The sequence below is a fragment of the Pseudomonas sp. Arb-4-2C genome, assembly GCF_055755015.1.
Map to the genome: position 1 here is coordinate 2,037,419 of NZ_CM146899.1, position 26,023 is coordinate 2,063,441.

General features: G+C 61.1%; 29 protein-coding genes. 14 read left to right on the forward strand and 15 right to left on the reverse strand.

Annotated features, from left to right (window positions below; genetic code table 11):
• Positions 1 to 43: 43 nt before the first annotated feature.
• On the forward strand, positions 44 to 679 hold the full coding sequence (locus AC0J41_RS09185; RefSeq protein ID WP_473015259.1) for a hypothetical protein: 636 nt from the start codon (positions 44 to 46) through the stop codon (positions 677 to 679).
• Positions 680 to 721: 42 nt separating this feature from the next.
• Here AC0J41_RS09185 and AC0J41_RS09190 read toward each other — a convergent pair whose 3' ends face one another.
• Together AC0J41_RS09190 and AC0J41_RS09195 are read right to left on the reverse strand one after the other, a co-directional pair.
• Positions 722 to 1,267 (reverse strand): hypothetical protein, encoded by a 546-nt coding sequence (locus tag AC0J41_RS09190; RefSeq protein WP_025109047.1) that lies wholly within the window; start codon positions 1,265 to 1,267, stop codon positions 722 to 724.
• 85 nt (positions 1,268 to 1,352) lie between these two features.
• Positions 1,353 to 1,643, reverse strand: a complete 291-nt coding sequence (locus AC0J41_RS09195; RefSeq protein ID WP_473015260.1) for a DUF7693 family protein — start codon at positions 1,641 to 1,643, stop codon at positions 1,353 to 1,355.
• A gap of 158 nt (positions 1,644 to 1,801) precedes the next feature.
• On the opposite strand from AC0J41_RS09195, the gene AC0J41_RS09200 reads away from it, so the two are divergent.
• The gene (locus AC0J41_RS09200) at positions 1,802 to 3,247 is read left to right on the forward strand and encodes a SulP family inorganic anion transporter (protein ID WP_473015261.1); all 1,446 of its coding nucleotides are present in this window, start codon (positions 1,802 to 1,804) and stop codon (positions 3,245 to 3,247) included.
• Positions 3,248 to 3,744: 497 nt separating this feature from the next.
• On the opposite strand, the gene AC0J41_RS09205 is transcribed toward AC0J41_RS09200, so the two are convergent.
• The gene (locus tag AC0J41_RS09205) at positions 3,745 to 4,638 is read right to left on the reverse strand and encodes a DMT family transporter (RefSeq protein ID WP_473015262.1); all 894 of its coding nucleotides are present in this window, start codon (positions 4,636 to 4,638) and stop codon (positions 3,745 to 3,747) included.
• 88 nt (positions 4,639 to 4,726) lie between these two features.
• Between AC0J41_RS09205 and AC0J41_RS09210 the strand changes: the two genes are divergently transcribed.
• On the forward strand, positions 4,727 to 6,058 hold the full coding sequence (locus AC0J41_RS09210) for an aminotransferase-like domain-containing protein (protein WP_473015264.1): 1,332 nt from the start codon (positions 4,727 to 4,729) through the stop codon (positions 6,056 to 6,058).
• Between the two features lie 64 nt (positions 6,059 to 6,122).
• On the forward strand, positions 6,123 to 6,509 hold the full coding sequence (locus tag AC0J41_RS09215) for a c-type cytochrome (RefSeq protein ID WP_025109052.1): 387 nt from the start codon (positions 6,123 to 6,125) through the stop codon (positions 6,507 to 6,509).
• On the opposite strand, the gene AC0J41_RS09220 is transcribed toward AC0J41_RS09215, so the two are convergent.
• A complete protein-coding gene (locus AC0J41_RS09220; RefSeq protein WP_473015265.1) occupies positions 6,506 to 7,390 on the reverse strand; it encodes a LysR substrate-binding domain-containing protein in 885 nt (294 codons plus the stop codon). The genes AC0J41_RS09215 and AC0J41_RS09220 overlap by 4 nt on opposite strands.
• 160 nt (positions 7,391 to 7,550) lie before the next feature.
• On the opposite strand from AC0J41_RS09220, the gene AC0J41_RS09225 reads away from it, so the two are divergent.
• Both AC0J41_RS09225 and AC0J41_RS09230 read left to right on the forward strand, forming a co-directional pair.
• Complete coding sequence (locus AC0J41_RS09225) at positions 7,551 to 8,852, forward strand: NAD(P)/FAD-dependent oxidoreductase (RefSeq protein WP_473015266.1); 1,302 nt, start codon at positions 7,551 to 7,553, stop codon at positions 8,850 to 8,852.
• A 51-nt stretch (positions 8,853 to 8,903) separates the two neighbouring features.
• Positions 8,904 to 9,989 carry a polyamine ABC transporter substrate-binding protein gene (locus AC0J41_RS09230; protein WP_473015267.1) on the forward strand — a complete coding sequence of 362 codons (1,086 nt, stop codon included), beginning with the start codon at positions 8,904 to 8,906 and terminating at the stop codon, positions 9,987 to 9,989.
• A gap of 185 nt (positions 9,990 to 10,174) precedes the next feature.
• Here the strand turns inward: AC0J41_RS09230 and AC0J41_RS09235 are convergent, their stop codons facing one another.
• The 3 genes from AC0J41_RS09235 to AC0J41_RS09245 all read right to left on the reverse strand — a co-directional run bounded on the left by AC0J41_RS09235 (position 10,175) and on the right by AC0J41_RS09245 (position 13,175).
• Positions 10,175 to 11,818: a sensor domain-containing diguanylate cyclase gene (locus AC0J41_RS09235; RefSeq protein ID WP_025109056.1), complete on the reverse strand. Its 1,644-nt coding sequence runs from the start codon at positions 11,816 to 11,818 to the stop codon at positions 10,175 to 10,177.
• Between the two features lie 222 nt (positions 11,819 to 12,040).
• Entirely contained in the window at positions 12,041 to 12,481 is a 441-nt protein-coding gene (locus tag AC0J41_RS09240) for a phage infection protein (RefSeq protein ID WP_204894789.1), read from the reverse strand.
• Positions 12,482 to 12,605: 124 nt separating this feature from the next.
• Positions 12,606 to 13,175: a chorismate mutase gene (locus tag AC0J41_RS09245; RefSeq protein WP_025109058.1), complete on the reverse strand. Its 570-nt coding sequence runs from the start codon at positions 13,173 to 13,175 to the stop codon at positions 12,606 to 12,608.
• Between the two features lie 288 nt (positions 13,176 to 13,463).
• Between AC0J41_RS09245 and AC0J41_RS09250 the strand changes: the two genes are divergently transcribed.
• Both AC0J41_RS09250 and AC0J41_RS09255 read left to right on the forward strand, forming a co-directional pair.
• Entirely contained in the window at positions 13,464 to 14,822 is a 1,359-nt protein-coding gene (locus AC0J41_RS09250; protein WP_473015980.1) for an MATE family efflux transporter, read from the forward strand.
• 98 nt (positions 14,823 to 14,920) lie between these two features.
• Positions 14,921 to 15,481: a YceI family protein gene (locus AC0J41_RS09255; RefSeq protein WP_473015268.1), complete on the forward strand. Its 561-nt coding sequence runs from the start codon at positions 14,921 to 14,923 to the stop codon at positions 15,479 to 15,481.
• Between the two features lie 15 nt (positions 15,482 to 15,496).
• Here the strand turns inward: AC0J41_RS09255 and AC0J41_RS09260 are convergent, their stop codons facing one another.
• The 4 genes from AC0J41_RS09260 to AC0J41_RS09275 all read right to left on the reverse strand — a co-directional run bounded on the left by AC0J41_RS09260 (position 15,497) and on the right by AC0J41_RS09275 (position 17,740).
• Complete coding sequence (locus AC0J41_RS09260; protein WP_025109061.1) at positions 15,497 to 15,709, reverse strand: YXWGXW repeat-containing protein; 213 nt, start codon at positions 15,707 to 15,709, stop codon at positions 15,497 to 15,499.
• A 41-nt stretch (positions 15,710 to 15,750) separates the two neighbouring features.
• Complete coding sequence (locus AC0J41_RS09265) at positions 15,751 to 16,074, reverse strand: YXWGXW repeat-containing protein (protein ID WP_473015269.1); 324 nt, start codon at positions 16,072 to 16,074, stop codon at positions 15,751 to 15,753.
• Positions 16,075 to 16,207: 133 nt separating this feature from the next.
• On the reverse strand, positions 16,208 to 17,083 hold the full coding sequence (locus AC0J41_RS09270; protein WP_473015270.1) for a hypothetical protein: 876 nt from the start codon (positions 17,081 to 17,083) through the stop codon (positions 16,208 to 16,210).
• Positions 17,084 to 17,212: 129 nt separating this feature from the next.
• Entirely contained in the window at positions 17,213 to 17,740 is a 528-nt protein-coding gene (locus AC0J41_RS09275) for a hypothetical protein (RefSeq protein WP_473015271.1), read from the reverse strand.
• A 114-nt stretch (positions 17,741 to 17,854) separates the two neighbouring features.
• On the opposite strand from AC0J41_RS09275, the gene AC0J41_RS09280 reads away from it, so the two are divergent.
• Together AC0J41_RS09280 and AC0J41_RS09285 are read left to right on the forward strand one after the other, a co-directional pair.
• A complete protein-coding gene (locus tag AC0J41_RS09280; RefSeq protein ID WP_473015272.1) occupies positions 17,855 to 18,541 on the forward strand; it encodes a GNAT family N-acetyltransferase in 687 nt (228 codons plus the stop codon).
• Between the two features lie 84 nt (positions 18,542 to 18,625).
• Positions 18,626 to 18,763, forward strand: coding sequence for a hypothetical protein (locus AC0J41_RS09285; protein WP_473015273.1), 138 nt, complete (start codon positions 18,626 to 18,628; stop codon positions 18,761 to 18,763).
• A 182-nt stretch (positions 18,764 to 18,945) separates the two neighbouring features.
• Here the strand turns inward: AC0J41_RS09285 and AC0J41_RS09290 are convergent, their stop codons facing one another.
• Positions 18,946 to 19,584, reverse strand: a complete 639-nt coding sequence (locus AC0J41_RS09290; RefSeq protein WP_473015275.1) for a TetR/AcrR family transcriptional regulator — start codon at positions 19,582 to 19,584, stop codon at positions 18,946 to 18,948.
• Between the two features lie 86 nt (positions 19,585 to 19,670).
• Here AC0J41_RS09290 and AC0J41_RS09295 point away from each other — a divergent pair, with 86 nt between their 5' ends.
• A complete protein-coding gene (locus AC0J41_RS09295) occupies positions 19,671 to 20,318 on the forward strand; it encodes an NAD(P)H-dependent oxidoreductase (protein ID WP_473015277.1) in 648 nt (215 codons plus the stop codon).
• Positions 20,319 to 20,364: 46 nt separating this feature from the next.
• On the opposite strand, the gene AC0J41_RS09300 is transcribed toward AC0J41_RS09295, so the two are convergent.
• Both AC0J41_RS09300 and AC0J41_RS09305 read right to left on the reverse strand, forming a co-directional pair.
• On the reverse strand, positions 20,365 to 21,483 hold the full coding sequence (locus AC0J41_RS09300) for a DmpA family aminopeptidase (RefSeq protein ID WP_473015279.1): 1,119 nt from the start codon (positions 21,481 to 21,483) through the stop codon (positions 20,365 to 20,367).
• Positions 21,484 to 21,547: 64 nt separating this feature from the next.
• Positions 21,548 to 22,651, reverse strand: coding sequence for a polyamine ABC transporter substrate-binding protein (locus tag AC0J41_RS09305; RefSeq protein WP_025109069.1), 1,104 nt, complete (start codon positions 22,649 to 22,651; stop codon positions 21,548 to 21,550).
• A 111-nt stretch (positions 22,652 to 22,762) separates the two neighbouring features.
• Between AC0J41_RS09305 and AC0J41_RS09310 the strand changes: the two genes are divergently transcribed.
• Entirely contained in the window at positions 22,763 to 23,542 is a 780-nt protein-coding gene (locus AC0J41_RS09310) for a helix-turn-helix transcriptional regulator (protein WP_473015280.1), read from the forward strand.
• A gap of 124 nt (positions 23,543 to 23,666) precedes the next feature.
• Here AC0J41_RS09310 and AC0J41_RS09315 read toward each other — a convergent pair whose 3' ends face one another.
• Complete coding sequence (locus tag AC0J41_RS09315; protein ID WP_473015281.1) at positions 23,667 to 24,608, reverse strand: class I SAM-dependent methyltransferase; 942 nt, start codon at positions 24,606 to 24,608, stop codon at positions 23,667 to 23,669.
• Between the two features lie 199 nt (positions 24,609 to 24,807).
• Here AC0J41_RS09315 and AC0J41_RS09320 point away from each other — a divergent pair, with 199 nt between their 5' ends.
• Positions 24,808 to 25,221: a response regulator gene (locus AC0J41_RS09320; protein WP_025109072.1), complete on the forward strand. Its 414-nt coding sequence runs from the start codon at positions 24,808 to 24,810 to the stop codon at positions 25,219 to 25,221.
• A gap of 78 nt (positions 25,222 to 25,299) precedes the next feature.
• On the forward strand, positions 25,300 to 25,968 hold the full coding sequence (locus tag AC0J41_RS09325) for an HAD-IA family hydrolase (RefSeq protein ID WP_473015282.1): 669 nt from the start codon (positions 25,300 to 25,302) through the stop codon (positions 25,966 to 25,968).
• Positions 25,969 to 26,023: the final 55 nt, after the last annotated feature.

A 26,023-nucleotide genomic window follows, 5' to 3' on the forward strand; every position in this document is an offset into this window, starting at 1 on the left:
GCTCTTTGATATCACTTGGCTCGGTTCAGATAGGGAAGACAATATGCAATTCGGGAAAATCCTGGCGCTGGGGCTGGTGTTTACGCTGGGTGGTTGTGCCAGTTTCACCAAAGACGAAGTGGCGCCGGTCAAACTGCCATCGATGGCCAGCTACGCCAACAAGCCCAATGTCTATGTGGATTTCGACTTCTATCAGGGCGAGCCGAAAAGCGCTTCGGCTGTAGAGGTGCCGCAGGCACGTGACCAGCTCAAACCAGAGCTGCAAAAGATTCTGAGCGATTCCGGCCTGTTTGGCCGTGTCACGCTGGACGAGTTCCAGAAGCAACCGGGCGATTACAGCCTGCGCCTGAAAATGTACAACCATCCGCCGAATGCCGGTTCGATGGTGCTGGGCTTCATCAGTGGTTTCAGTCTGGGGGTGATCCCGGCATACGGCACTGATCAATACACCATGAGCCTCGAAGCCGTGGACGGAACGGGTCAGGCCCTGACCTCCGCGAGCAACCACGATGCGGTGGGTACCTGGATCGGCATCTGGTTCATTCCGCTGATGGGCAATACCCCGAAGGCGGCGGTCAATGACACGTTCGCCCGTCAGGTCAATGCGCTGCTCAAGCAAATGATCGACAACAACCACCTGAAATACTCGGCGCTCGAGACGCGTATTCCACGGGCGTGATGCGAAAAAAAAGAGCCGCAATCGCGGCTCTTTTTTTTGCCCTTATTTCAGGGCCTGAATGAACTGAGGATCGCTGTACAGTTCCTTCAGCAGATCGCGCAGCATCGGGTTGTAGGCATTCACCGCATTCGGAATCGCAATGAAACCGAAGAAGCTGCTGCTCCACTGGCTGCTGACATTCTTGGTCGCGTCGTAGACCACGTGCTGACCGTCAAGCAGCGTAAAGCGTGCAGCGAGTTCGCCATCGCCTGTGCCCATGCCGGCCGACAAGTTGTTCTTCACCACCAGCACTTTCAGCTGACGCTGGGCTTGCGGATCAAGCAGGCCGGCCTTGCGCAGCTCTTCGGTGATGGCGTCCTGAATGTGCGCCGGGATGCTGCCGGACGGCGAGCGCACCGGGTTGGCCCGCACCGTCAGCGAACCTTCGCCGGACTCGGCACTCACTTGCGGATTGCTGATCGCATGCAGGGGAGGGGTCTGCTTGAGCTTCTGAACGTTTTCGTAGCTTGGCTCATAGCGAGTCATGGTCATGCCACAACCTTGCAGCAGCACGGCCAGCATCGGGATCAACAACAGAGACTTTTTCACGGCGTTTCCTTGCGTGCGGAATAAAGGGGGGGCGAATTATGGGCAGAGTGCCATCATTGGGCAACCGTCTTCGCCCATGAAGCGCTCAGTGCTTCAATAGACTCTCGATCTGTGCCAGCTCCCAGGTGCTGAGCAGATTCACCGGGTCGGTGCCGTAACGGCTGTCGAACCGCCATTCGCGGCCGTCCGGACAGCGGCAATGGTCACAGTGATGCAAGCGCCCACCCTCAACATCCAGCAACAGACGCCAGCCCTCGATATCGACCGCAGCCAGTCCGCCGTCGACGGGTGTCATGCATCTTTCGAACTTCAGTACACCCAGCGCTGCCTCGCGCAGGCGCTGGCAAACGTCGCGGGCACTCAGCAATGCAGTCATGGTCGTACTCGATGGTGGCAGAAGCGCGTCAGCATAAATCGCGAGTCGACGGGTGTCAGCGATCGCTGGCTCGATTCCGAACTATTCCGTAACATCCGCACCCCGCTTTTTTACGAACATCCGCGGCCACGCTCGTCGGCCGCTCAGTCAGGTAAGCCATGAAACCGATACGTCTGCGCGCCGATGTCCTGGCCGGACTCACCACCTCGTTTGCCTTGTTGCCCGAATGCATTGCATTTGCGCTGGTGGCCCACCTCAATCCGCTGATGGGCCTGTACGGCGCCTTTATCATTTGCACGTTGACCGCGTTGTTCGGCGGCCGGCCGGGGATGGTTTCCGGGGCCGCGGGTTCGATGGCGGTGGTGATCGTTGCGCTGGTGGTGCAGCACGGGGTGCAATACCTGTTGGCGACGGTGCTGCTCGGCGGCTTGATCATGATGGCTTTCGGCTTGCTGCGCCTTGGCAAACTGGTGCGCATGGTGCCGCACCCGGTGATGCTCGGGTTCGTCAACGGCCTGGCGATCATCATCGCGCTGGCACAACTGGAGCACTTCAAGAGCGGCGAACACTGGCTCAGCGGCACACCGCTGTACCTGATGACCGGGCTGGTGCTGCTGACCATGGCCATCGTCTACCTCTTGCCACGCCTGACCCGCGCGGTGCCGCCGGCACTGGTGGCGATCCTTGGTGTGGGGCTGCTGGTTTACCTGTTCGGTTTACCGACCCGAACCCTTGGCGACATGGCGCATATCGCCGGCGGCCTGCCGAGCTTCGCGCTGCCGGACATCCCGTGGAACCTGGCGACTCTACAGATCATCGCTCCGTACGCGATTCTGATGGCGCTGGTCGGCCTGCTGGAAACCCTGCTGACCCTCAACCTCACCGACGAAATCACCGAAACCCGTGGCTACCCGGATCGCGAGTGCGTGGCGCTGGGTGCGGCGAACATGGTCTCTGGCGCATTCGGTGGCATGGGCGGTTGCGCGATGATCGGCCAGACTGTGATCAACCTCAGCTCCGGCGGACGCGGGCGCTTGTCCGGGGTAGTGGCGGGGGGGCTGATTCTGTTGTTCATCCTGTTTCTGTCGCCGCTGATCGAGCGTATTCCGCTGGCGGCGCTGGTGGGCGTGATGTTTGTGGTGTCGCAGCAGACCTTCGCCTGGGCCTCGTTGCGGGTACTGAACAAAGTGCCGCTCAACGATGTGCTGGTGATCATCGCGGTGACCACCATCACCGTGTTCACCGACCTGGCTACTGCCGTGCTGTGCGGGATCATCATCGCTGCGCTGAATTTTGCCTGGCAGCAGGCCCGTGAGTTGTACGCCGACGCGCACCTCGAAGCTGACGGTAGCAAACTCTACCGCCTGCACGGCACGCTGTTTTTTGCCTCGACCACGCCGTTCCTCAACCAGTTCGATCCGGCCAATGACCCAGCCAAAGTCACGCTGGATTGCCGGCATCTGAGCTTTGTCGATTACTCGGCAATTGCCGCGCTGAAAACCTTGCGCGAGCGTTACGCCAAGGCTGGCAAGGAGTTGCAGGTGTTTCACCTGTCCGAGCGCTGCAAGAAACTGTTGAAACGCGCCGGAGTGGAACACCACTGATCAATTGTGGGAGCGAGCCTGCTCGCGAAAGCGTCAGGTCAGTCGACATCAATGCCGGATGTACCGCCCCCTTCGTGAGCAAGCCCACTCCCACCCTCGATCTTGGCCAGCCCCCGAATCCTTCATCCACCACCAATCCACTGTGGGAGCGGGCTTGCTCGCGAAGGCGTCAGGTCAATCAAAATCGATGCCGGATATGCCGCCCCCTGTGGGAGCGAGCCTGCTCGCGAAAGCGTCAGATCAGTCGACATCAATGCCGGATGTACCGCCCCCTTCGTGAGCAAGCCCACTCCCACCCTCGATCTTGGCCAGCCCCCGAATCCTTCATCCACCACCAATCCACTGTGGGAGCGGGCCTGCTCGCGAAGGCGTCAGATCAATCAACAATGATGCCGGATGTACCGCCCCCTTCGTGAGCAAGCCCACTCCCACCCTCGATCTTGGCCAGCCCCCAAATCCTTCATCCACCACCAATCCCAGTGGGATCCCAAAGAGGACTACCGGGCGAATTTCTTGGCCCCGGCCACGCAGAGGATGACGCCTACCGTCACCGCCAGCATGCCGATGCTGACGTGCTCATGCAGTAACGTCGCTGCCAAGGCCAGGCCAAAAAACGGTTGCAGCAACTGTAACTGTCCGACGGCCGCGATCCCGCCTTGGGCCAGTCCGCGATACCAGAACACAAAGGCAATCAGCATGCTGAACAGCGAAACGTAGCCCAGGCAGACCCATGCCGACACGCTGATGCCGCTGAACGACGGCGGCGCCAGCCACAGGCTCGCGACGACCATCAATGGCAGCGACAAGACCAGCGCCCAACAGATCACCTGCCAGCCACCCAGCGTGCGCGACAGCTTTGCGCCTTCGGCATAACCGAGGCCACAGACCAGAATCGAGGCCAGCATCAGCAGGTCACCGGTGGGCGAGGCGGACAGCCCTTGCGACAAGGCAAATCCAACCACCAGCGCGCTGCCGAGGATCGAGAAGATCCAGAACACCAGGCGCGGACGCTCGCCACCGCGCAACACACCAAACAACGCAGTCGCCAGCGGCAGCAAGCCAACGAACACAATCGAATGTGCCGACGTCACGTGTTGCAGGGCCAGCGCCGTCAGTAGCGGGAAGCCGAGCACGACGCCCAATGCCACGATGACCAATGACAACCACTGATCCCTTGCCGGTCGCCGTTCACGGAACAACCACAACAAGGCCACGGCCAGCACGCCGGCAATGGCCGCACGCGCGACGGTGAGAAACACCGGGTCAAACTCCAGCACTGCCAGGCGCGTGGCCGGCAGCGAGCCGCTGAAGAACACCACGCCAATAAAGCCGTTGATCCATCCGCTGGTTTTTTCCAGTGCAGGGCTGCTCAGGTTCGAAGTCCGTTCCATACGATTCACGCTCATTGTGGGTTGCTTTGAGAGAATCCTATGATCGAGAATCAGGACAATCAAAAAATTGTCATGGATACATCCCGACATGTCGCGTTCCCGTTACAAGACCCTCGTTGACACTTACGCCGCCGACATTCGCACCGGTCGACTGGCGCCCGGCACGCGACTGCCGACGCACCGGCAACTGGCCACGCAGGAAGGGCTGGCGCTGGTCACGGCCTCGCGGGTGTATGCCGAACTCGAAGCCATGGGGCTGGTCAGCGGCGAAACCGGGCGCGGTACTTTTGTGCGTGAAACTTCGTTGTCACCGGGGCAGGGCATCGATCAGAAAGATGTCGCGGCCGGCATGATCGACCTCAATTTCAACTACCCGTCGTTGCCCGGTCAGACGCAGTTGTTGCGCAGCGCCTTGCGTCAGTTGGCGTTGTCCGGTGACCTGGAAGCCTTGTTGCGCTATCAGCCGCATGCCGGTCGTGCTCATGAGCGGGCCTCGGTTGCCCGGCATTTGCGCAGTCGCGGGGTGACGGTGGATGCCGAGCAAGTGCTGATCGTCAACGGTGCCCAGCAGGGGCTGGCGGTGACGCTGATGGCGTTGCTCAAGCCCGGCGACGTGATTGCCGCCGATGCGTTGACTTATTCCGGGTTCAAGGTGCTGGCCGAAGCGTTGCATCTGGAAGTGGTGGCGATCCCGGTCAACGAGCACGGGCCGGATCTGCCAGCGCTGGAAAAACTCTGTCGCAGTCGTTCGGTACGTGCCGTGTACAGCATGCCGACCCTGCACAATCCGCTGGGCTGGGTGATGCCGCTTGCGCAGCGCGAGGAACTGGTAGCCATCGCGCGGCGGCATGATCTGACCCTCATCGAAGACGCGGCCTACGCCTTTCTGGTGGAAAACCCGCCGCGGCCCTTGGTTGATCTTGCGCCGGAGCGCACGGTTTACGTCTCTGGTCTTTCGAAGAACATCGCCACCGGCCTGCGCGTTGGCTTCATCGGCGCACCTGCAGCCAGCGTGCCGGCATTGGAGCGGATTATCCGCGCAACCACCTGGAACACGCCGGGGCTGATGACCGCGATTGTCTGTGGCTGGCTTGACGATGGCACCGTGATCGAGTTGGAAGCGCAAAAGCGCAGCGACGCTCAGGCCCGCCAGGCACTGGCCGCCCGGTTGCTCAAAGGCTTGCCGTGCGTTGCCCATCCGAATTCGTACTTCCTGTGGCTGCCATTACCGGAAGACGTGCGCGCTGATCAGATCGTGGTGGAGTTGATGCACGAGCAGATTTCGGTGACCACGGCCGAGCCGTTTGCGGTATCGGCGCATGTGCCGCATGCGATTCGGCTGGCGCTGGGGTCGGTAGAAATGGATGTGTTGGAGCAGGCGTTGATCACTGTCAGGAGGATCATCGCTGCTTACCTGTAAAACGAGACCCTGAGTACAAATGCTACCCTTGCGCAGCCAGATTCAAGCCGTTCCGGAACCTTAGATGAAAAACACCGTTGCACTCTTGCTAGCCTTGACCGCCACCGCGGTTCTGTTCAGCTCGACCACCCGCGCCGCAGGCGACCCAGGCGCTGGCGAAAAAATCTTCCCGCGTCTGTGTGGCGGCTGCCATCAGGTGGGGCCGGACGCCCGTCCGGGGTTCGGCCCGCAGCTCAACGGCATCATCGGTCGAGCGGCCGGAACCTCGGCCAATTACGTGTATTCCGACGCCATGAAAAACTCTGGCGTGACCTGGGATCGCGACACGCTGACTGCGTATCTGAAAGACCCCAAAGGCGTGGTGCCGGGCACGCGGATGATTTTCTGGGGCCTGAGTGATCAGGAGAAAATTGATAACCTGCTGGCGTATCTGCAGCAATTCTCCGATTAAAGATTGTGCTCGGCCTGCCTGGCAAACCACTGCATGACCACCTCGCACGCCGGATTTGAAGCCGCTGCCGGCTGCAGGCACAACGCGTAAATTCCGCCGGTCTTCAACGGCTGCCCAAACGGCACCACCAACACTCCACGCTCGATGGACTCCGCCGCGAGCGTCATGTCCGTCACCGCCACGCCCAGACCTCGCGCCGCCGCATCCAGCGCCAACTCATCGAGGTTGAACGGGATGTGCCGGTAGCGCTCCAGCGGCTGGCCGTCATTGGCTGCCAGCCATTCGATCCAGGCCTGCCGATCGGCCGAGCGATGCAGCAAGGCGAAACGCTGTAACTCATCAACTGACCGGGGTGCCCCCGCAAGGCTGGGCGCGCACACCGGCACCAGGGTTTCCTCGAACAGCGTCAGACAATCCGCGCCAGCGGACGGCTGCGACAGATAAAGGATGTAGGCGTCGCTGTCACTGGCCGGTTCGACGACTTCGGTGGCAACGGTTTCAATCGCCAGCGAGACCTCGGGGTGGCTGAGGTAGAAGTCGCTGAGTCTGGGCAGCAGCCAGCGTACCGCCAGTGACACGTGCATACGGATACGGAACGGGCGCTTCTGCGGGACGAGGCGTTCTTCGAGGGTTTTCAGTTGGTCGAGAATGCTGATGGCGCTGGCCAGAACCTGTTCGCCTTCCGGAGTCACGCGCAGGCTGCGGCTGGTGCGGATGAACAGCGCGACGTTGAAATGGCTTTCCAGTTGCTGAACCTGCCGGCTGACGGCGCTCTGGGTCAGGCACAGTTGCTGTGCAGCCTGAGTGAAGCTGGCGCAGCGGGCGACTTCAACCAGCGTCTGCATGGCTTGCAGCGAGGGCACGTGGCGGATTTTATCCATGCGTTTTCAGAATGGCTCGATGATTTTATAACGTTGGTTGGGCAAGCCAGGACCTTATAGATTTTAGCTCTGGCGGCGACCTTTGCAGTTTTTTCATGCGATTCACGCATGGAGCAGGGCGAAAGGCAAGCCGTGGAACGACAGTCGAATGAGGTCAGTAATGGAAAACGTATGTGGCTGGATCGCGCAGGCCGGCAGTTCGCCACAGCGCGGTCGCCTGAGCGATACGCAACACGCCGACTGGCTGGTGATCGGCGCTGGCATCACCGGTCTCAGCGCCGCGCACAACCTGGCACAAATGCACCCGCAGGCGCGCATCGTAGTGGTGGATCGGCAGCGCGCGGCGCAAGGCGCTTCGGCACGTAACTCGGGATTTGTCGTGGCCCACGAGCATCCCGCCGACAGTGAATTGATCGGCGCACCAGGCTTTGCCGGGTTTGAAATCGACACGGCGATTTCCCGTGCGGCCAGCGACGCCGTACGCCAGTGCATCGCCGACCATGCGATTGACTGCGACTTTCGTGACAACGGGTATTTCTTCGCTGTCAGCGACGCCGCCAAGCTCAGCCATGTCGACGCCAAACTGGCGACCTTGCGCGCCCTGGGTGCCCGCGCTGAATTTCTTCAGGGCGCGGCACTGGCGCAAAAGCTCGGCACACCGCACTACACGGCGGCGATCTGGTGCGGCAACGGCAATGCACTGCTGCAACCTGGCAAATACGTGAAAGGTCTGCTCAATGCGTTGCCGGGCAACGTCACGGTTTACGAACACACCGACATCACCCGCCTGGAGCGCATGAGCCACGGGCGACTGCGAGCCAATGCGGTGAGTGGCAGCGTCGAGGCCAAACGGGTGCTGGTGTGCCTGAATGCCTTCATCCCCCGGGTCGGAATCCATGACAGCAGTACCTTCCCGATGGAACTCAGCGCCAGTCTGACTCGGCCGCTCAGCGATCAGGAGTTTCAGGCCATCGGCGCGGTCGAGCCGTGGGGCGTGCTGTCGACCCGGCCGTTGGGTGCCACGGTGCGGCTGACGCCGGATCGTCGGGTGATGATCCGTAACACTGCCGAATACCGCACGCGGGATCTGTCCGAGAGTGAATTGGCAGTGCGCCGTCAGCACCATGTTCGCGGCCTGCAACGGCGCTTTCCGTTCCTCGGTGAGCAAGACCTGCAATACACCTGGTCCGGTCACTTGAGCGCGACCCGCAGCGGTCAGGCGTTTTTCCAGCGCGTGGAAGAGGGCGTGTTTGCCGTGGCCGGTTGCAATGGTTCAGGGGTGGCGCGCGGCACGCTGTGGGGGCGTTTACTGGCGGAACTGGCATCCGGCGTTGATTCACCGCTGCTGCAATCGGTGATGCAACGGGCCGAACCCGGTTGGCTGCCGCCGCGACCTTTTTTCGACATCGGTGCCATGCTTCGCATGCGCGTGGAGGCAGTCAGGGCCAGAACAGAAATCTGAATATTCGCCTACCGCACAACAACAAAAGCCACTCAACACAGGTGACAGACCATGCGCGTCAATCCACTTTCCCTGGCGATTCTGCTCGCGGCCAGCACGGCCGCTTGTGCCGACGAAACCGTCAACATTTCCAACTGGAACAGCTACATCGCCCCGGACACCCTGGCCAATTTCACCCAGGCCACAGGGATCAAGACTACCTACGACATTCACGACAGCAACGAAGTGCTGGAATCGAAATTGATGACCGGCAACACCGGTTATGACGTGGTCAGTCCGTCGAACCACTTTCTCTCGCGGTTGATCAAGGCCGGAGCGATTCAGAAGCTCGACAGGGCGCAACTGCCGAACTGGAAAAACCTCGACCCGGTGCTGCTGCAAAAGCTGCAAGTCAACGATCCCGGCAACCAGTACGGCTACCCCTACATGTGGGGCACGGCCGGGATCGGTTACAACGTCGAGAAGATCAAGGCGATCTTCGGCAGCACCGATGTCACCCAGTCATGGGACTTTTTCTTCAACGAAGAAAACATCAAGAAGCTCAGCCAGTGCGGCGTGGCGTTCATCGACAACCCGACACAGGTGCTGCCGATCACGCTGAACTACCTGCACTTGCCAGCGCACAGTCATGAGCCAGCGGATTACAAACAGGCCGAACAGGCCTTGCTGAAAATTCGCCCGTACATTCAGTACTTCCACGCTTCGAAGTACATCAGTGACCTGGCCAACGGCAACGTCTGCGCGGTGATCGGCTTCAACGGCGACATCGTTCAGGCTGCCGCCAGTGCCAAGGAAGCGAAGAACGGCATCAACATCGCGTACTCGATTCCGAAAGAAGGCACGACCTTGTGGTTCGACATGGTGGTCATGCCCAAAAGCGCGCCGCATGAAAAGAACGGTTACGCCTACATGAACTACCTGCTCGACCCCAAAGTGGTGGCCAACATCAGCAACAGCATTCACTACGCCAATCCGAATGCGGCGGCCGAGCCGTTCCTCAATGCGGACGTGAAGCAGGATCCGGCTATCTACCCGCCCAAGGACGTGATGCAACGGTTGTTCACGGTAGAAGAGTTGCCGGCAGCGATTGCGCGGTTGTCGACGCGCTTGTGGACCAAGTTGAAAACCAATACCTGAGTGCACGCACTCGACTCGCGCTGTGCAGGGATGCACGGCCTGTACCCGCAAGGCTTCACTCTTGTCTGTGCGCTGACACCGCAATCGGGATGGCGTCCGCGTGTTCAATGACGCCAACCCCATCGGCTATTCACCCGAGCAATACGCCATCGATCCCGAGGCATTGTGCAAGGCATTCAGGCTGATCAAGCCACCTGATTGCGTCCTGCCGCTTTCGCCTGATATAGCTGCTGGTCGACGCGTTTGATCAGCATGGCGTGGCTGTTGTCCGCCGGATCGGCCAGGCCGACGCCGATGCTCACGGTAACCTGTCCGATGTTGGGGAAGTGCGACTGGGCCACGGCGGCGCGGATTTTCTCCGCGACCACGTCCGGCGTATCGGGCTGGGCGATTTCCGGCAGCAGCACGGCGAACTCCTCGCCGCCGTAACGGGCGACGAAATCGGTGGCGCGGACGTTGACCTCAATGATCTGCGCCAACTGCTGCAGCACGTCGTCGCCAATCGCATGGCCGTAGGTATCGTTGATGCGCTTGAAGTGATCGGCGTCGACCAGCAACAGGGCAAACGGTCGCCCGGTACGGCGGAACAGCAGGCTGTATTCACTGAGTTTTTCATCAAGGCGACGCCGGTTGTAGACGCCGGTCAGCGCGTCGTGGGTCGCCAGGTTCAACAGCTCGGCGTTGGCCTGCATGAGCGCGGCGGTGCGCTGGGTGACGATGGCTTCAAGCGAGGCGTTCGCTTCCTGTAGCTCGCGTTCCTTGGCCAGCAGCGACCGGGTCATGGCGTCGATTGACTGACCGAGCTGGGCGATTTCCAGTACCGGGTGCTGTAACGGGAAGTGTGCGCCAGGCTGCTTGTTCTGTACCTGTTTGGCCGAGTGCGCGAGTTGCTCGATCGGGCGGCTCAGGTATTGCGCCAGGTAGTACGCCACCAGGGCGAATCCGACCGCCGCCGCAACGCCCAGCAGCAACAATTTATAGAGCAGCAGACGCGCCGGCTCCAGGGCGGTGTCCAACGGCTGGCGTACGGCGATCGACCAGGACAGCGCGGTACTCGGCGGCGTCGGTACGCTGACCATGCTGGTCAGGTAACCGTTGCCAACCGACCAGCCCGACGACTTCGCATCATTCACCGCCAGTTGCTGGCCCACCAGCGCTTCGGGGTACAGCACCTTGCCGTCGTGATCGATGATCAGCGCCTCGATATCCGGCGATGTGTTTTTATGGGAGAACGCCGCAGACTCGACGATGTGGGTCACCCAGCTCCAATGCGCGTGCGCTCCCAGCACACCAATCAGCTGGCCGTCGGCGTTGCGGATAGGCGCGGCAAAGTCGATGAAACGCAGCGGTTCGCCGTTGGGCATTCCCGGTAGCAATTTGGCCAATAACACGGCTTCGTGCGGATCGCCGGTGTACTCGCCGCGCAGACCGGCCTGAAACCATGGTCGCTGTTGCACCGATTGACCGACCAGCAGATTGTTGACCGCTTGATGCACCTGACCTTGAGCATCGGTCACGCCCATCCACGCATATTCGGCACGGGCCTGGGTGCGCAGTTGCATTGATTTGAGAATCGCCGGGTTGTCCAGATCGCCCCGTTCGAGGTGCGGCGCGCGGCTGAGCAGGTAAACCTCCAACTGGCGTTCGCGCAACTGATCACCGAGCAACGTCGCTGCCGAACGCGCGGTATTCAACAACGCATTGCCGCTGGCCTGTTTCATCTGTTCGGTGGCGATATGACCGACATAGAAACCGACGCTCACCAGCGTCAACAGGGACAAACCGGCAAACCAAAGGGTCAGGTGGCTTCGCAGACTGGCTTTGAGCATGGGCGGGCGAATTCTGTTTTGGAGTTGTCGGCGCATGGTATGCGCAATGAGCGTCGGGCTGCCAGTCAGTCGATTCGGTCACTTCTTGTCGGAGCTTTCGCCAGTGCTCGCTACCGCGTCGTCATTGCTGACGGCCTGTGTTGAAACAAGCCACAACTGCAAAAAATCGAGATGAAAAAAAGCCCGGCTGATCAGGCCGGGCTTCCGGGGAGAACCATTGGTTCAGGCGTTGCGACTTTCGATCAGGCGATCCGAGCCACCTTCAGCAACGCGACGTTCCAGCAGACGATCCGAGCCACCTTCGGCAACACGACGTTCCAGCAGACGATCCGAGCCACCTTCAGCAACGCGACGTTCCAGCAGACGATCCGAGCCACCTTCAGCAACGCGACGTTCCAGCAAACGATCCGAGCCACCTTCGGCGACACGACGTTCCAGCAGACGATCCGAGCCACCTTCAGCAACGCGACGTTCCAGCAAACGATCGGAGCCACCTTCGGCAACGCGACGTTCCAGCAAACGATCAGAACCACCTTCAGCCAGACGGCTTTCTATCAACTTGTCCGAGCCGCCTTCAGCGACCAGGGTGTGAGCGGGCGTTGCTGCAAAAGCGTTGACTGCGAGAACCGAGAAAGCGATGCCGAGGATGGTTTGGCGTTTCATGATCGTGTGCTCCGGGGTGTAGTTGGTTTGTCTGGAGCCGATGTTACGCCGCGGATTTTTTATGAGAACTTCATTGGCGTGATGGTGACTATCGACGCCAGCGATGTGTGCCGGAACCCGCGATTCAGAGGCCCGCCGCCCGAATGCACAGCTCCCCGGTGGCGCGGGTCAGGGCCAGATCGTGCAATGCATCGTGGGTCAGACCCTGACGCGCCCTGGCCAGCCAGACCGGACAATCAGGGTCACGACGATAAGGGACGAAGTCGGCGTATTGGCGCAGCAGACGGCTCTGCAATTGGTCCAGTTGCGGGCGAATCTGTTTCGCCAGATCCGGTCGCGGCGTGTCCGGCGCGCGACCTGCCGCCTGCCATTGCGCCAGCAGCCCGTACTGCACCAGTTTGTTCGCTTCCATTTGCGCGGCGATCAACTGGGCGACTTCTTCGGGATCAAGCTTGTATTCGCTCGCCAGCGTCCGGGCATTGGCGATGACCTGTGCTTCGCGCGGGCTGTCCTGAATCGGCTTGCCGCTGTCCCATTTGGTCAGCGCTACGAGGTCGCCGATGTTCAGGCGTTGGTTCAGGGTCGTCAGCAAAGGCTGCAGTGGATCAGGTGTCGCAGAGGGCATGGCGGCATTGGCCGTGCTGGCGAGCAGAGCCAGCACGGCGCCTGCAGATACACGCAAGGTGCAGGACATGAACAGTGTCTCAGTGGATGAACGAACCTGCGGTTTATCACGATTGTGTTGAAGAGGGTACCGGTTACGCGCACTCGACCCGGTCTGCCGGCGACCGATAAAAAGTGGTCACTCTCTACGGTTCGACGGTAATCCTCGCAGCAATAATAAAAAACGCGTGTAAACCGTGGGGCCGAGGACATCGAGATGAAAACTTCAACATTCACCGAGAAGTTCGTTGATCATCGCCCTGAACTCACCGAAGCTGTCGTCTATCAGTCCCCAGCAGCCGAGATGGATCTGCCCTCAATGCAAACCCCCAGTGCCACCAAACCCCTCTGGCAAACCTATCTGCTGTTCCTTGCGCCGATGGTGCTGTCCAACTTCCTGCAGTCGATGTCGGGCACGGTCAACAGCATCTACATCGGGCAGATGCTCGGTACGCAGGCACTGGCGGCGGTGTCGGGGATGTTTCCGATCATCTTTTTCTTTATCGCGCTGGTGATCGGGCTGGGCGCGGGCGCCGGGGTGTTGATCGGCCAGGCGTGGGGCGCGCGCGAGGCGCATATGGTCAAGGCAATTGCCGGGGCGACGTTGTTGCTGGGCGTGTTGATCGGGCTGGCGGCGGCGGTGCTCGGCAGTGTGTTCGCGCGGCAGGCTTTGCAGGGGTTGGGCACGCCGGCGGATGTGCTGGACGATGCAGTGGCCTATGCGCACGTGATGATGTGGATTCTGCCGTCGATGCTGGTGTTTGTGCTGTTCACGCAATTGCTGCGCGGGGTCAGCGATACCGTGTCGCCGTTGTTGGCGTTGATGGTGTCGACCTCGGTCGGGCTGGCGCTGACCCCGGCGTTGATTCGTGGCTGGTTCGGTTTGCCTCAGCTGGGCATCCAGAGTGCTGCCTACGCCGGCCTTGTGGGTAACCTGTCGGCGATGGCGTGGCTGGCGTGGCGGCTGATTCGCAAGAACCATCCGCTGGCACCGGATCGCGAGTTCTTCGCCGCACTGCGGCTGGACGCGGCGATTCTCGGCAAGGTCCTGCGCATCGGCCTGCCGACCGGGGTGCAGATGATCGTGTTGTCACTCTCGGAGCTGGTGATTCTCGCGCTGGTCAACCAGCACGGCTCGCAGGCCACGGCGGCCTACGGCGCGGTAACGCAAATCGTCAACTACGTACAATTCCCGGCGCTGTCGATTGCGATCACCGCCTCGATCCTCGGCGCGCAGGCCATCGGTGCCGGGCGCTTGGAACGCATGGCGCCTATCCTGCGCACCGGGCTACTGATCAACGTGTGCCTCACTGGCGGTCTGATTGTGCTGGGTTACCTGTTATCGCACTGGTTGCTGGGGCTGTTCCTGACCGAAGATTCGACCCGGGTGATGGCAGAACACTTGCTGCACATCATGCTCTGGAGTCTGCTGGTGTTCGGCTTCCAGGCGATCATTGGCGGGATCATGCGCGCCAGCGGCACGGTGCTGGTGCCGGTGGCGATTGCGATTGTCTGTGTGGTTGGCGTGCAACTGCCGGCGGCTTACTGGCTGGATGGGCAGTACGGCCTGCAAGGCGTGTGGATGGCGTTCCCGGTGGCGTATCTGGGCATGCTGGTGTTGCAGACCCTGTATTACAAACTGGTCTGGCAGCATCAGAAGATCGAGCGGTTGGTCTGAGGTTGAGCCTCTTCGGCAGACAGGTGACATGGCGCATTCGCAGGTTGTTTGCTTAAGTCAGTCGAAGCCTTGAAGGTTTGCCCTGTCCGGAGAATCCCATGCGTGCCCGATTCACCGCTGCGGCACTGTCTGCCTGCCTGTGCGTCATGCATGTCGCGCAGTCCGCTGAATACAACCGCGTCAACACGACTGCCAGCCAGATCAGTTTCACCTACAACCAGATGGGCTCGCAGATGTACGGCACCTTCGGCAAGTTCGACGCGACGCTGCAGTTCGACAGCGACAACCTCGCCGGCGCCCACACCACGTTGCACATTGACCTCAACAGCATCGACGCCGGCAGCACCGATGCCAACACCGAGCTGGTGAAGCCGGCGTGGTTCGATACCCAGCGCTTTCCCGTGGCGCTGTTCGAGTCCAGTCGGTTTACCCAGGTGGCGGACAATCACTATCTGGTCACCGGCCAGCTCACCGTCAAAGGCATCACCCGCGAGGTGCAGGTGCCGGTCGAGCTTAAACCGGACAGCGCGATCGGCATTTTCGACGGCGAACTGGTACTCAAAAGGAGCGAGTTCGGGCTGGGGGCGGGGGAGTGGGCGGACACGGTGGTGTCCAACGACATCGCCATCAAATTCAAAGTGGTGGCGCCACAGCAGTGACGCCAGCCCTTTGGGTCAATAGGCCCGCCAGTGTCCTGGCACCCAGCGCCATTCATTGCCGCCCCAGCGATAATGACCGGCGACCCAGTGATAACCCGGCGCAGGCATGACCGGCACGACTTCCACCGGCGGCGGTGGTCGGTGCGGACGCGCCGGGGCAACGACGCATCCGGACAGGGTGATGGCCACCAGTGAAGCAGCGAGCAAGGCTTTAACGGTTCTGGACATGGGAAGTTCCTTATAGTTGAGAGGCTCAGGTTGACGAGATTTCAGCGCACCCAGCGCCCTTCAACCCAGAACCAGTTCGGCCCGCGAGCCTGCCAGTGCCCCGGCCGCCAATGCGCGCCGTAGCGCACCGGTTGCCAGTGACCGGGCATCCACACATAACCACGTCCTTCCCACCGCCAATGGCCCTGGTCCCAGACATAACCGTGACGCGGCCCGGGCATCACTTCCATGCGCATCGGCGGCGGGGCTTGCTGGACGATCACCACTTGTTGGGCGAACACCGGCGCACTGGCCAGCGCCGCCAGTGTCATCGGCACCAGCAGCAGGGTCTTTCGCCATTTGAACAGGGAACGCAAAACGTTCATGACAACTCCTCAAGGCCTGCGTGAAAAAGACATCGCAGTTGAAGAATTGGACGCCAAATCGGCGAAAGATCCGGTTTGCAGCAGATGAAATTTTCTTCAGGGTCGAGCAGGTGGCAGCAGGGTTCGTCGAGCGCTAAGGGGCTTTCAGTTCACGGGTGAGTTCGGCCAGGAATATGCGGACATCCGCTTCGTTCAGTTCGGCATTGATGCGGGTGCAATCGCTTTCCGAAATGGGCGCATGTGTCAGGCTGATCATCAGAGAAATGAGTCGGTAGTCTTGTTTATTACCCTGTCCGGCATTGTTCTTGATGATCGCAGCGAGATCATCGACTTTGCTGCGCTCCCCGGCGTGTTGCGGATCTTTGAGCGTGTCGAACAGGGCGTGGATGTAAACATCGAACGCTCGGTAATTCTCGCCGGCATAAACGTCATCCGGGCTCTGGAACAGCGCGAAGAGATGCCCGTAGGCCTCGGGGTAGGCATGGGGGGCTTCAAGCGGTCCGTAGACATGGGCATAGCTATCGCCGAGGGCGTGGATCAGGAAGCCGGTTTTCCAGTCCGACGTTGTGCCCCTCGCATACGAGGCAGCCACCAGTCTTTGCAGGTTGGACCGTCTGGCAGCGACGGCCTGGCTGTCGCCGCCATGCAATGAATGCAGTGAATTGACGATCTGGTGCCGCCAGGCTCGGTCGTAGAAGGTATTTTTGATCGAGACCGGAATGGCGTTGTAAGTGCTTATTGCGTCCGGCGCCTGAGAAAAACACGTCAATCTGTCGGCTCTGCTGCGTTCGACACCTGCCAGCTCGGCGATATAAGAAACGGTGTAGAAGTGTCCACCTATCTGATACAGCGGGATCAGATGAGCAGGAATCGCGAACTCCTTCTGCAGCACCTCTGCGGTAGGGACATCCATGTGTGGCGCGTTAAACGTGGGGCCGTCGGCGGCGGAACTCACAGGTGCTGCAAGGAACAGCAAAGTTGCCAGCAAAAATCGACGTCGTGTGTTCATTCCATGCTCCGAGCATCCTGGTCAGCGCCACCCGTGCAAGCGGGAGCGGGCGTATCCCGCTCATCCTGTTTGTAGTTCGCAATCGGCAAACACGCCAACATGCCATGGCATCAAAGGATGCGCAGCGCATCAATAAAACCGGTCTTGCTCTTTCATGGCCTGGATCTGCCAGAAGGTGCGGCCCGAGATCAGCAGGCACAGCAGCCCGAGCAGGAAGCCGCCGGTCATGATGTAGAAGCCTGGACGATAGGTGTGAAGCTCGCTGGCCAGGGTGCTCTTGTCCGGCAGCCAGCGCGATACCAGCAGCGGCACCGGGCCGTCGACTGCGTATTGGCTGTGCTCGGCGTAGCGTTCGTCCTGATACTGGCCCTCGTGAGTCTGGCCGTGAGTGTCGCTGTAACGATAATGAATGATCTTGCCGTTGCGGTTCATCATGATCTCTTCCAGCTCCGTGACGGTGCCGCTGACTTCCAAGCCGTTGAAATTCAGCGCGCCATACACAATGCCTTGCTGTCGGGCCATGCCGGCCAGCAGCAACAAGACGCAGCAGGCGACGGTCAGCAAGACGATACGGTTGTAGAGGTGGTCTCTTGCAGATTCGCGGGGATAGAACATGACCTGATCCTTGGTGATGGCAGACGCTGGAAGTCGCTGCATCGGCGCTGGATCCGGGAACTTTAGGCCGTGGCCGGGCCGGGCACGGTATGATGTCGCGGTTCGCTGGCAGCCCGACCGCCGGCAACATGTCTTTACCGCCGGAGTTCAGCTGTCATGCCACGCATCACCCACTACAAATCCCCATGCCCCGAAAGCGTCAACAGTCAGATTCTGCAACTGGTGGTCGACTATCTGACCGACATCAGCGCGGTCGGTCTCGGCCCGAGCAACCTGCTGTACAACGTCTATCAGTACGCGGTTGGCTATGAGGTGCATCTGTATCTGGAAGCGCTGAACGGTGAGAAGGGCACCGAGGTGGAGTTGCTGGTCGCGACGGCCGAGGACGACCCGGAGCTGGTCATCGGTTTCCTCTTGTACCTGCCGGTGCAGGGCGATTGGGAAGCGTGCAGCGTCGCCTACATGGCCGTGCGCGAAGGGTACCGGCGCCAGGGTGTGGCGCGGGCGATGATCGGCGAGATGGTCACCCGTTATCCGCATGCCGAGCTGACCTGCAGTGTCGGCAAAGTGCCGTACTTCGAGGTGCTGGGTTTCGAGGTGATCGGCGCGCGTGAGACTCAGGTGCTGATGAGTACCCGGCATTACCGCAGCAACGGCTTGCGCGGTTTTATCGACACTACGCCGATCTACCGCTCACTGGAAGTGCAGCAGATCCACACCTACCTGCTGCAGAAGAACGGCAAGCGCGCGATGCTTGATGCCGAGAAACAGCGCGACCGGCAGCTGGATCAGGTCACCCGGCACACCGAGGCATTTGTCCGCCAGCGCCTGACGCTGCACTGATTATCCGTCTGCCTCCAAAAGCCTTTGTTGCGCGTCCCGCAGCAAGGGCTTTTTTGTGGCTATGAATTCGAAGCAGGGGACCGAATGCGACACCAGCGTCGGCGCGATCTTTCACCATTTCGGCAACAGGAAAGGGCGGTGGCGGTGCTGATCATCGGCCAGGCCGACAGTTATTGCCGGGCGTGGCGTTCGATTCGTGGTGCTGACGGCGCTGACACCTGAAATGCACAGACAAAAAAAGAGCCTCAAAGCTCTTTGATGGGGAGGAAGTAGAGCCCGTGAGGCTCAAGGTGCGCGTGGAACAAGGCGTGGGCTTGATTGGGGTTCAGAACACCCGCGCCTACGCAGCGCTGGAGGAGCCAAGTCGCTGCGTAACTCCATCCTAGGAGTGTGCCGGGGTCGGCTCAAGTACCGCCAGTCGCACGGGCGGCGGCGCGTTCGACCATTGCAACGATGGTCGCAAACAACTCGTCGCTGGCCTCTGCAGCACTGATCTCGCCATTGGCGGCGGCATGCGACAGCGCTTCGGCCGAGCCGAGCATGGCGCGCAGTCCGGCCTGGGTGATCTGTCCGCCATTGGCATGGGGCGCCAGATCGCTGCGGCATTTTTCGAGGAAGATCGCCTCGTAATCGCGCTTGATTCTCTCAAGCTCCGGGCTGCTTGCCAGCGCGGCAATCACCCCCGGTATCTCGTTGCCCTGCAACAACACGCAATCGACATACGCCGTGGCGATCACCCGTGCGGTGCCGGTCAATGTCGGCTCGGCATTGGCAATCGCGGCGTTCATCACTGCGGTCTGGCGGGTGTCGAAATCCCGGTACAGCGCGGCGAGCAGGCCGGCACGTGTGACGAAGTGGTCGTAGACCACCGGTTTGGTCACCCCGGCCTGTTCCGCAAGATAGCCCAAGGTCAAGGCATCGGTGCCTTCGGCGCGGATGATCTGCCAGGCGACGTCGAGCAGTTGGCGATTGCGGTCTTCGCGCGACAGACGGCGGCGCGGTTGGGCAGGGGAATCGGCTTCGCTCATTTCAGTGGTTGACATCGCTAATATACCAAACGTAACTTACTGTTCGTAACTTACCAAGAGTATATAGCCCTTGGTCAGCGCAAACTTACAGGAGAATCCCCATGCACGCATTGATTGTTATTGCGCATCACCAACCGCGTTCGCTGACGCACAGCGTGGCGATGCAGATTGCCGAGGGCCTGACCCTGGCCGACTCCGCCAATACCTTTGAAATCGCTGATTTGTACGCCGAAGGTTTCCAGCCGGTTTTCGGCGCAGCGGATTTTGCCGTGCATCACCGCGAAGCGCATCCGCCCGCCGACGTGCAGTCCGAGCATGCGCGAATTGACCGCGCCGACGCGCTGGTGCTGGTGTTCCCGGTGTACTGGTGGTCGATGCCGGCGCTGCTCAAGGGCTGGATCGATCGGGTGTTCAGCAATGGCTGGGCGTTCGATTACGGCAGTGACCAGAAGCATGTGAAGAAGCTGCAGCGTCTGCGGGTGCACTTGGTCGGGCTGGGAGGGGCGGACGCCGGGGCGTTTGAACGCCACGGCTATGGCGCGGCGATGAAAGCGCAGATCGAGCACGGCATTTTCGATTACAGCGGGGCGATGGTGCAGAGTTCGACGTTGCTGCTGGAATCGGAGTCGAGTGATCCGCTGGTGCATCTGCAGACGGCGCGCAAGCTCGGTACCCGGATATTCCCGGTTCTGGGTGGGAGCGAGCCTGCTCGCGAAGGCGCCCATGACGTTGAACTGATTGCCAACTGACAGACCGCTTTCGCGAGCAGGCTCGCTCACACAGGGCATCTTAATGTCAGCGGGTGCCGGGCCAGCCTGCCCTGGCAAGGGCGGCGAGCAAGGTTTCCTTGTCCAGCCCCGGCACCGCATGCCCGTTGCCTGCGGTGCTGTCGCTGGCGAGCAGGGCGTTAATGATCGCCTCTTCTACCGCTTCGGTGGCAGCCAGGAACAACTCGCTGATGTGGTCGTTGTTGACCATGCGCAAACCGTCGCAGGTGGGTGCACCTTTGCCTTCATACGCGGCGGGCGGGACGTGATCATTGCCGGTGGCGAAGGCGATGAAGATGTCTCCGCTGTGGTCTTCGTTGCCGCCGCCGCTGCGCGCCAGGCCGAGGCTGGCCCGTTGCGCCAGACGCGTGCACTGATGCGGCAGCAGCGGGGCATCGGTGGCCAGGCAGACCACGATCGAACCCATGCCCGGGTGTGGCAGCGCCGCGCGCAGGAACGGCGAATCCACCTGCTCCATGTAACGACCTACCGGATAACCGTCGACCCGCAACTCGCTGCGAATCCCATGGTTGGCCTGGACAATCGCCCCCACCGTCCATCCGCCTTGCGCGCTGTTCAAACGGCGCGATGCGCTGCCGATCCCGCCCTTGAATTCATGACAGATCATGCCGCTGCCGCCGCCGACTGCACCTTCTTCGACGGCACCGTCATGCGCGTCATTCAGCGCCTCGGCGACATGCTCGGGGCGCACGTGGAAACCATTGATGTCGTTGAGCAAGCCATCGAACGTCTCCAGCACCACCGGCATGTTCCAGTAGAGTCGGCCGTCGTCTGGTTGCTGCTGGCGATCCAGTGCAATCAGCGCATCGCGCACCACGCCAAGGCTGTGGGTGTTGGTGAAGGCGATCGGACTGGTCAGCAGCCCGGCCTCGCGAATCCACTCAAGGCCGGTGGCATCGCCATTGCCATTGAGCACGTGCACCCCGGCGAAACACGGTTGCTGGTTGGTCGAGCCGCGACGCGGTTCGATCACGGTGACGCCGGTGCAGATGTCGCGTCCGGCATCGCTGCGCCCGCGCACATTACTGTGGCCGACGCGCACGCCGGGGACGTCGGTGATGGCGTTGAGCGGGCCGGGTTGCAATTGGCCGATGCGGATATTGAGGTCACGGGCACGCGGTTTCATCGAATTCAGTCTCTCTAAAGTTGCTGGATTGTTCACCGACCCCACAAGGGAAATAGTGGTGGGTTTACTGGCCGTTCTTGACCTTGCTCCACACCCGCGTGCGCACCCGCTCGGTGGCTTTGGGCAGCGGTTCGAGGGTGTACAACGTGGCCATCGCGGTGGCGGACGGATACACCGCCGGGTTATCACGAGTGGCTTCGGCCACCAGTGGCGTCGCGGCGCGATTGCCGTTTGGATACGACAGGTGATCACTGACTGGCGCGATCACTTCCGGGCGCAGCAGGTAGTCGATGAATGCCAGGCCCTGAGCGCGGTTCGGCGCATCCTTGAGCAGCACCAGTGTGTCGAACCACACCGGCGCGCCTTCCTTGGGCAGGCTGTAGGCGATCTTCACGCCGTTGTTGGCCTGCTCGGCATTGGTCTTGGCTTCGAGCATCGCGCCGGACCAGCCCACGGCTACGCAGATGTTGCCGTTGGACAGGTCGCTGATGAATTTCGACGAGTTGAAGTAGGCAATGTGCGGGCGCAGTTTGAGCAGCAGCGCTTCGGCTTTCTGGTAGTCCTCGGGGCGGGTGCTGTTGGGCGGCAACCCGAGGTAGTGCAGGGCCACCGGGAGCATTTCCGACGGCGAATCGAGCATCGCCACACCGCACTGGCCAAGCTTGGCGAGGTTCTCTTCGTTGAACACCAGGTCCCAGGAATCCACCGGCGCCTTGTCACCGAGGGCGGCGCGAACCTTGTCGACGTTGTAACCGATGCCGTTGGTGCCCCACAGGTACGGCACGGCGTATTGATTGCCGGGGTCGTTATTGGCCAGTTTGCTCAGCAGGTCGTTGTCCAGATTCTTCCAGCCCGGCAGTTGATCGCGCGGCAGCGGGGCGAGGGCGCCGGCCTTGATCAGCGTCGGCAAACTGTAGTTGCTCGCCACCACCACGTCGTAACCGCTGCGACTGGTCAGCAGTTTGCCTTCGAGCACTTCGGCGCTGTCGAAGGTGTCGTAGACCGGTTGAATGCCGCTGTCGCGCTTGAAGTCAGCCAGGGTCGTGGGGCCGATGTAGTCGTACCAGTTGTAGACGTGCACGCTCGGTGCATCGGCGGCACTGGCGGCGCCTGCGACGCTGATGCAGGCCAGCAGGCCCAAGTTGATATAGCCACGGTGACAACGCATGATGCGGCACTCCTGGCCTGCGGCAGGCCGGTGATGATCGGGAGTGCTCAGCCTATCGGGCCGGTCACGCCTGACCCATTCCCATCATGGGTTACTCAAAAGGGGTAGTGCGTGGACGCGTTGTTGCAGGAGTTGCCGGTGCATCAAAGTCTGGCGCGGGTATTTGCCGCGGTCGGCCAGGACGCTTTCTGGCGCGCGCTGGTGGACACGTTGCGGCTGCTGGTGCCGCTGGACAATGCGCTGGTGGCGTTGATGAAGACGGGGCAGGCGCCACGATTACTGATCGATTTCGACAGCAAGGGGCGCGCCGATGAGCAGGAGGAACTGGCCAGCTACAGCGCCGGGATGTACCTGCTCGATCCGTTTTATCAAACCGCTTCGACCGGCATTGCCGACGGCTTGCACAGCCTGGCCTCGGTGGCGCCGGACCAGTTTCTGCACAGCGAGTATTACCAGAGTTATTTCCGTTCGGTGGTGGGCGAGGACGAGTTGCAGTTCATGATCAACGTCGAAGGCGGTGTGCTTGGCTTGTCACTGGGGCGCTCGACCGCTTTCGATCTGGCCGAGCAGGGGCGCTTGCTGTGTGTGCGCGACTGGGTGCTGGCAGCGATGCGTCGCCATGTGCAACTGTTGCCGCCGCAAGGGGCGGGCGCCGAACCTGTGGCGGGGGACCTGGCGACCTTGCTCGACCGCTTCGATGCGCGCCTGACCGCGCGCGAAGTCGATACCGCGCGGCTGATTCTGCAGGGTTTCTCCAGCAAGGCCATCGCTCAGCAGATGGGCATTTCGCCGGAGACGGTGAAGGTGCATCGGCGCAATCTCTATCACAAACTCAATGTGAACGGGCATGGCGAGCTGTTTGCGCTGGTACTGCGCCCACCCACTCCCTGACCCACCACACCCCCTGTAGGAGTGAGCCTGCTCGCGATAGCGCCTGTTCATCCAGCACATGTGGTGACTGACACACTGCTATCGCGAGCAGGCTCACTCCTACAGGGGCGCGCGGGGTGTCAGGTTACTCCGTGCGTTTGAAGACCAGCGCTTTAAGGCCACTCTGCGGATCAACATCCGCAAACTCCGGCGGATTCTCCAGCCGCTGCTCGAAGCGCAAGCTGGGTGCTTCCTGAGTCACGCCATCAATCAGAAAGTCCGAACCGAACGAGGGGTCATTCATGCACGCCAGCACCGAGCCTTGTGGCGTCAGCAATTCCGGCAAGCGGCGCAGCACCCGCTGGTAATCCTTGGTCAGCAGAAAGCTGCCTTTCTGGAACGACGGCGGGTCGATGATCACCAGGTCGTACGGGCCGCTGTTGATCACCTTGCCCCAGGACTTGAACAGGTCGTGGCCGAGAAAACTCACCTTGCTCAGGTCATGCCCGTTCAAGCGATGATTGTCGCGGCCACGGCTGAGGGCGGCGCGGGACATGTCCAGATTGACCACATGGCTGGCGCCGCCTTCGATCGCGGCCACGGAAAAGCCGCAGGTGTAGGCAAACAGGTTAAGCACCCGTTTGCCAGCCGCCTGCTCGCGGACCCAGTTGCGCCCGTAGCGCATGTCGAGAAACAGCCCGGCATTCTGCTTGCGACCGAGATCGACGCGGTACTGCAAGCCGCCCTCGACAATGCTTATCTCGTCGATTTCATCCCCCAGCAGCCATTCGGCGGTGCTTTGCGGCAAGTAGCGATGTTGCAGCAGCAAAGTGTGGGCGCCGCACTGTTGCCACTGCGCCGAGGTGCTGATGTCGAGCAGCAATTGCTTGAGCGCCTCGAGCTGCTCCGGCGCTGGTTCCTTGAACAGTGAGACCAGCACCACGCCTTGCAGCCAGTCCACCGTCAGTTGCTCCAGCCCCGGCCAGCAACGTCCGCGCCCATGGAACAGGCGGCGGGTTTCGCTCGGTGCCGCGGCGAGTGCAGGCAGCAGATGGGCGCGGAGGGTGGCGAGGGCTTCAGGGTTCATCAGTCATGGTCGGCAAGTAAAAGGGCCGGCATTTTAACCACAAAAACCGCTTGGCGAACGCCTGTCGCCCAAGGCCGCTCCGCACTGTTAAGAAAAGACCTGTATCAAAAATGAATTTATGCAGGTCGCGCTGCTCATACCAGATAAGCAGCGGATTCGAGCCGCTAAATCGTTAATGCAATTCAGGGAGTGCCAGTTCATGAGTCCAATACCGACGTCGAGCGCGCACCTTCCTGGCGGGTTGATTCTAGTGGTTGAGGACGATCCGTTGATTCTGGAGTTTCTCTGCGAAATTCTTCAGGAGGAAGGTTTTGTGGTCGAACCGCGGACCAGCGCGGATGACGCCAAGCTGTATCTGGAAGAGCACGCGCCCGAGGTGGCCTTGCTGCTGACCGACATCACCATGCCCGGTGAAATCAATGGCGCTGGGCTGGCCAATCTGGTCGGCGAGCGCTGGCCGGACAAACCGGTAATGGTCATGTCCGGTTATGAAACCCCGGAGACGTCCGGGGTCAAGCATCCGGTGGCGTTTATCAAGAAGCCCTGGGCTATCGGCCAGTTGCTCGACTGCGTGGACAGCGCGTTCAAGTCCAAGGCTCCGCGCCTGCACTGAAGTGGCAGGTCGAATCGCAGGGCAAAAATGCTACATTGCCCGGCCAATCTGCCAAGTCTTGTCAAAGGATGCGACCTTTTGTCTGCTCACGATAACGTCTTCGACCGCGCGTTCGGCGCGTTCCTGTTCGACATGGACGGCACCGTCCTCAACTCCATCGCCGCTGCCGAGCGGGTCTGGGCCGCGTGGGCAGAGCGCCACGGGGTTGATGTCGAGACGTTTCTGCCGACCATCCACGGTGTGCGCGCCATCGACACCATCCGCCGCCTGAGCCTGCCGGGAGTGGACGCCGAGGCGCAAGCGGCGTTCATTGCCCAGGCGGAAATCGACGACGTGCAAGGGATTGTGCAGATTCCCGGCGCTGCCGAGTTTCTCGCCAGCCTGCCCGCCGGGCGCTGGGCCATGGTGACCTCGGCGCCACGGGACCTGGCCTTGCGCCGGATGGCGGCGGCGGGGATTTCCGAGCCTGCGGTGATGATCACTGCTGAGGATGTGAGCGTCGGTAAACCTGATCCGGCCGGTTATCGCCTGGCGGCGAAGCGCCTTGGGGTCGAACCTGGCGACTGCCTGATTTTCGAAGACGCCACCGTTGGCATCCACGCAGCAGAAGCGGCGGGCGCAGCGCTGATGATCATCACCACGACGCACCAGCATCCCCTCGAAACCAGCCATGCGACCGTCGGCAGTTACGAAGCGCTCAGCGTTACCGTCGACGGCAAAGGTCAATTGCACCTGCAAAAAAGCTGACACAAAACAGCCCGTGTGGGAGCGGGCTTGCTCGCGAATGCGGTCTGTCAGTGGC